Here is a 4,386-nt window from a genome sequence, read left to right as displayed (position 1 = left end):
GTCCACCACATCCGGCCAGCAGGAGCGCGGCGGTGGCCAGCGCCGCTCCGCTCCGGACGCGTCTCATTCCGGCGCCTCCTTGCTCTCCGCCGCCGGCTCGCCGCGGCGCAGCACGGCGAAGCCCACCAGGCCGAGTCCGACGACGGCCGCGGCGACGCCGCCGTACACGATCGTCCGGTCGGAGCCGGAGTCGAAGGCCACCGGCACCCGGACGTCGAGGGAGCGGTCGGAGCCGCGCGTGTGGTCGGCCTTGGTGACGATGGCGCACTTGACCTTCGCGCAGTTCAGCCCCTCGCCGATCTCGGCCTTGACGCTCAGCTTCACGCTGAAGACGCCGCCGTCGCCGTAGGCGATCGCGAGGTCCTTGCCGTAGGGCGGCGGGTTGGACGACACCCACTGCGAACCGCCGGTCTGGCCGGTGGTGTCGGCTCCGCCCCCGCAGGGCGTCGGGGCCTGGCCGGGACCGAGGTCCTTGCAGAGGGCGACATAGACCCCCTTGGCGGGGTCGAAGCCGGCTCCGGTGACCGTGACGGTGTCACCGTCCTTGAGCTTCGCGCTGGAGACGGTCAGGGTCTGGCCGCCTTCGCCCCTGGCCGTCAGGGCGTCGGCGGACGCCGGTCCCGCGACGCCGGCGAGGGCCGCGGCGGCGCCGATCGCCAGCAGCCGCTTCACGCCGCGCCCCGGACGGACGCGCCGAGGTCGACCAGGACGTCGGTGTTGAGCCGGTAGGCGAGCTTCACCTCGGCGATGATCTTCTCTCGGTCGGCGGCGTCGAAGGGCGCCTCGTCCAGCAGGGTCCGGTAGGCGTCCTTGAAGTTCTTCGGCTTGGGGATCAACGGGAACCGGTAGAACTGCGCGCCCGCCCCATCGACGAGGTCGTAGGCGCGCTCCACGCCCCGGCCGATGATCTGGCCGCCGGACAGGTCGCCCAGGTAGCGCACGTAGTGGTGGGCGACGAAGCCGCCGGGCCAGTCGAAGGCGACCGCGCGCAGCCGGGCGACGTAGGCGTCCGTGGCCGGGCTGACCGCGATCCGCTCGGCCCAGTTAGCACCGGCCAGCAGCGTCAGATCGGCCTCGAGGCTGGGCGTGCGGCGCAGTTCCTCGAAGACGAACCTCCCCGCGACGGGATGCTCGCGCAGCGCGTCGGCGGCCTCTTCCAGCACCGTGTACACGGCGTGGAGCTGGGCCGACAGCGCCGCGTAGGCGGCCACGGGGAGCTTTCCCGCCATCAGGTCGCCGATGTAGCTGGTCTGCTCGGCGGCCGAGTGGTCCTGGATGCTCGCCTGCCGGAGCGCGGCCGAGAAGAGGTCCATGGGTGTCCTTAGGGTCTTGCTGGGCGGTATCGCCCTATTGATCCTTTGCGTGGAGTACCTTAGCTTAGGCTTGCCTAAGAAGAAATAGGCAAGCCTCGCCTCACGATTGGGCCCCGACCTTGCGAACCCCCAGCTACGCCGCCGTCGCGGCCCTGGCCCTCGGCCTCAGTGCGCTGCCGGCCGCGCCCGCCCACGCCGCGTCCGTGTCGGCGTCGCCCACCAGCGGGCTCGACCCGGCCGGTGCGACGATCTCGGTCCGCGGCACCGGCTTCAACGCCACGGGCAACAACAAGTTCGGGATCTACGTGGCGTTCGGCCCGAAACGCTCGAACTACGCGACCGACTCGCTGGCGTTCGGGGCCGCGCGCTGGGTCCATCCGGGCGGCGGGGGCGCCGGCCAGGCGAACCTGACCGACGCCGGGGCCTTCTCGACGACGCTCGCCGTCACGGCCAGGTACAAGGACGGCCACGGCGCGCAGGTCGACTGCACGAAGACCTCGTGCTACGTCATCACGATCGCCGCGCATGGCGTGCCGGACCGCTCCCAGGACACCTTCACCCCGGTGACCTTCGAGGCGGCCGGACCGGCCGCGGGCAGGCCGAAGAAGACGAAGACCCCTTCTCCGACGGCGACCGCGCCCGCCTCGGCCACACCGAAGGCCGCGGCCAATACGCCCCCCGCGCCCGCCCCGAGCACGACGCCCCTCGGCGGCGAGACGCCGGTGGCCGCCCAAACGATCACCGGCTCCGACGCGTCCCCCGCCTGGCCGTTCTGGACGCTGACGGCGCTCGCGATCGCGGCGGCCCTCGCCCTCCGCGGCTTCGCGCGACGCTAGGCGGTGCGCGGAGTCTCCCCGAGCGCGGCGCACGCCTCGGTGTACATGCGGACGACCTCGCGCCGCACCTGGCCGCGGTCCTTCAGCGGCTCGCTCCACGGGATCCGGACCTCGACCTCGCGTCCCTCGACGGTCGCGGTGAACACCAGCGCCTCGGCGTCCAGCCCGGTGTTGACGGCCGCGGAAGCCTCGACCCCGCCGAGCCCGCGCACGATCAGCACGTTGTCGGCGGCGTGGTCGCCGTTCATGTGGGCGGTGATGGCGGCGACGGCCTCGGGGCCGAACGGCAGGTCAGACATGGGGAGGTCCCTTCTCAATCCGGACATACATGCGCTACCGTACCGGATCGTCATTAGGTAAGGCTTACCTAAGTAAGGAGTCAGACAGATGCGTTACCGCCCCATCATCGCGGCAGCCGGCCTGGCCGTCGCGGGGCTCGCCTCCCCCGCCCACGCGGCAGGCCCTGAGACCAACGTCGATCCGACGACCGACCTCAAGGTCGACGGCCAGAACCTGACCGTCACCGGCTCCGGCTTCGACCCCAACAAGAACAACAAGTTCGGGATCTACGTGGCGTTCGGCCCGAAGACCGCCGACTACGCCACCAACGCGGGCATCTTCCAGGCCACCAAGTGGGTCCACCTCGGCGCGACCCCCTCGGCCGGCCAGGACGAGCTCAAGGCCGACGGCACCTTCGCCACGACCCTCCCGGGGATCAAGGCGAAGTACACCGACGGCAACGGCACCGCGGTCGACTGCCTCGTCACCCAGTGCTACGTCATCACGATCGCCGCGCATGGCGTGCCGGACCGCTCCCAGGACACCTTCACCCCGGTGACCTTCGCCGGCGCGGGCGGCCCGACCGACCCCACGGACCCGACCGACCCCGGCACCCCGGGCGGCGTCACCGAGCAGCAGACGCTGACGGCGAAGGTCACCGCGGGCGGCACCCTCACCCTCGGTCGCGGGCGCGAACGTCGCGCTGCTGGACGCCAAGCTCGGCGGGCACTCCACCGGGGCGCTCAACAAGGCGACCGTCACCGACACCCGCGGCACCAACGCGGGCTGGAGCCTCGTCGGCCAGGTGAGCGACTTCACCAGCCCCGAGGGCGGCACCATCCCGGGCGCCAACCTCGCCTGGGGCCCGAACGCGACGGCCGTCGGCGACGGCTCCCCCGGCCAGGTCACCGCGGGCGCGCCCGTCGCCGGCCTGAACGTGGCCCGCACCCTCGGTTCCGCCCAGGGCGGTTTCAGCGGCGGCGTCTTCGAGCTGGGCGCGGGCCTCGACCTGCGGATCCCGGCGGGAGTCCCGGCGGGTTCCTACACCGGAACCCTCACGCTGACCCTGTCCTGACAGACGGCGGGGGATGAGGACGGTAACGGCGCCCTCATCCCTCGCTCCCCCATTCTCCCCGGAGCACGAGCATGTTCACACCCTGGGTCCTCGCGGCGGGGCTCCTCCTCGCCCCGGCGTCCGCACCGGCCGCCGATTTCAGCTGGTCGGTCCAGCCGTCCGGGCCCAAGGGGCCGACCGGACGCGACTACTTCGTGTACACGGTCGCGCCCGGCCAGACCGTGCGGGACACCGTCGGCATCACCAACCGGGGCGACAAGCCGCTGACGTTCCGGATCTACCCGACCGACGCGTTCACCACCGAGGACGGATCCTTCGCCCTGCTCACCGCCGACAAGCAGCCCTCCGACGTGGGCTCCTGGGTGCGGACGGGGCTGACGACCGTCACGGTGAAGCCCGGCAAGCGGGCCGATGTGCCGTTCACCCTGAAGGTCCCGCGGAACGCGACCCCCGGCGACCACACCGGCGGCGTCCTCGCCGCCGTGACCGAGCAGCAGACGACGGCCGACGGCCAGCGCGTCAACGTGGACCGGCGGGTCGCCGCCCGGGTCTATCTGCGGGTCAACGGGCCCGTCACCGCGAAGCTGGAGGTGGACCGGATCGCGGCGTCCGCGAAGGGGCCCATCGTGGGCAGCGGCACCGTGACCGTCACCTACCGGGTCCGCAACACCGGCAACGTCCGGTTGAAGGCGCGCGCCCATGTCGCCACCGAGGCGGCCCTCGCCGGCGCGCAGGGCCGTCCCGCCGACCGCGACATCCCCGAACTGCTGCCCGGGTCGTCGATGACCTTCACCGACACGGTGCCCGAGGTGCTGCCCGCAGGGCCGCTCAAGGTGTCCGTGCGGCTCACCCCGACCGACCCCGCCGCGACCGACGGACGGCC

Annotated in this window: 7 protein-coding genes; 3 read left to right on the top strand and 4 right to left on the bottom strand. The window is 72.4% G+C overall.

The window, feature by feature from the left end; genetic code table 11:
- Positions 1-63: 63 nt before the first annotated feature.
- Positions 64-672, bottom strand: coding sequence for a hypothetical protein (locus ACYVE7_RS30015; RefSeq protein ID WP_460369406.1), 609 nt, complete (start codon positions 670-672; stop codon positions 64-66).
- Complete coding sequence (locus ACYVE7_RS30010; protein ID WP_460369404.1) at positions 669-1,313, bottom strand: biliverdin-producing heme oxygenase; 645 nt, start codon at positions 1,311-1,313, stop codon at positions 669-671. The genes ACYVE7_RS30015 and ACYVE7_RS30010 overlap by 4 nt, the downstream gene beginning before the upstream one ends.
- Positions 1,314-1,432: 119 nt before the next feature.
- Here ACYVE7_RS30010 and ACYVE7_RS30005 point away from each other — a divergent pair, with 119 nt between their 5' ends.
- A complete protein-coding gene (locus ACYVE7_RS30005) occupies positions 1,433-2,149 on the top strand; it encodes a hypothetical protein (protein WP_460369402.1) in 717 nt (238 codons plus the stop codon).
- On the opposite strand, the gene ACYVE7_RS30000 is transcribed toward ACYVE7_RS30005, so the two are convergent.
- Together ACYVE7_RS30000 and ACYVE7_RS29995 are read right to left on the bottom strand one after the other, a co-directional pair.
- The gene (locus ACYVE7_RS30000) at positions 2,146-2,448 is read right to left on the bottom strand and encodes a DUF2470 domain-containing protein (RefSeq protein ID WP_460369400.1); all 303 of its coding nucleotides are present in this window, start codon (positions 2,446-2,448) and stop codon (positions 2,146-2,148) included. The two genes, ACYVE7_RS30005 and ACYVE7_RS30000, sit on opposite strands and share 4 nt — an antisense overlap.
- A gap of 474 nt (positions 2,449-2,922) precedes the next feature.
- A complete protein-coding gene (locus ACYVE7_RS29995; RefSeq protein ID WP_460369398.1) occupies positions 2,923-3,087 on the bottom strand; it encodes a hypothetical protein in 165 nt (54 codons plus the stop codon).
- Between the two features lie 44 nt (positions 3,088-3,131).
- Here ACYVE7_RS29995 and ACYVE7_RS29990 point away from each other — a divergent pair, with 44 nt between their 5' ends.
- Together ACYVE7_RS29990 and ACYVE7_RS29985 are read left to right on the top strand one after the other, a co-directional pair.
- A complete protein-coding gene (locus ACYVE7_RS29990) occupies positions 3,132-3,503 on the top strand; it encodes a WxL domain-containing protein (protein ID WP_460369408.1) in 372 nt (123 codons plus the stop codon).
- A gap of 71 nt (positions 3,504-3,574) precedes the next feature.
- Positions 3,575-4,386 (top strand): WxL protein peptidoglycan domain-containing protein (locus tag ACYVE7_RS29985; protein WP_460369396.1); only part of this gene is annotated, 812 nt, incomplete at its 3' end.

Source organism: Actinocorallia lasiicapitis (genome assembly GCF_054778695.1).
Note: the sequence above shows the minus strand (reverse complement) of the source record. Positions and strands in the feature narration are given on the sequence as shown.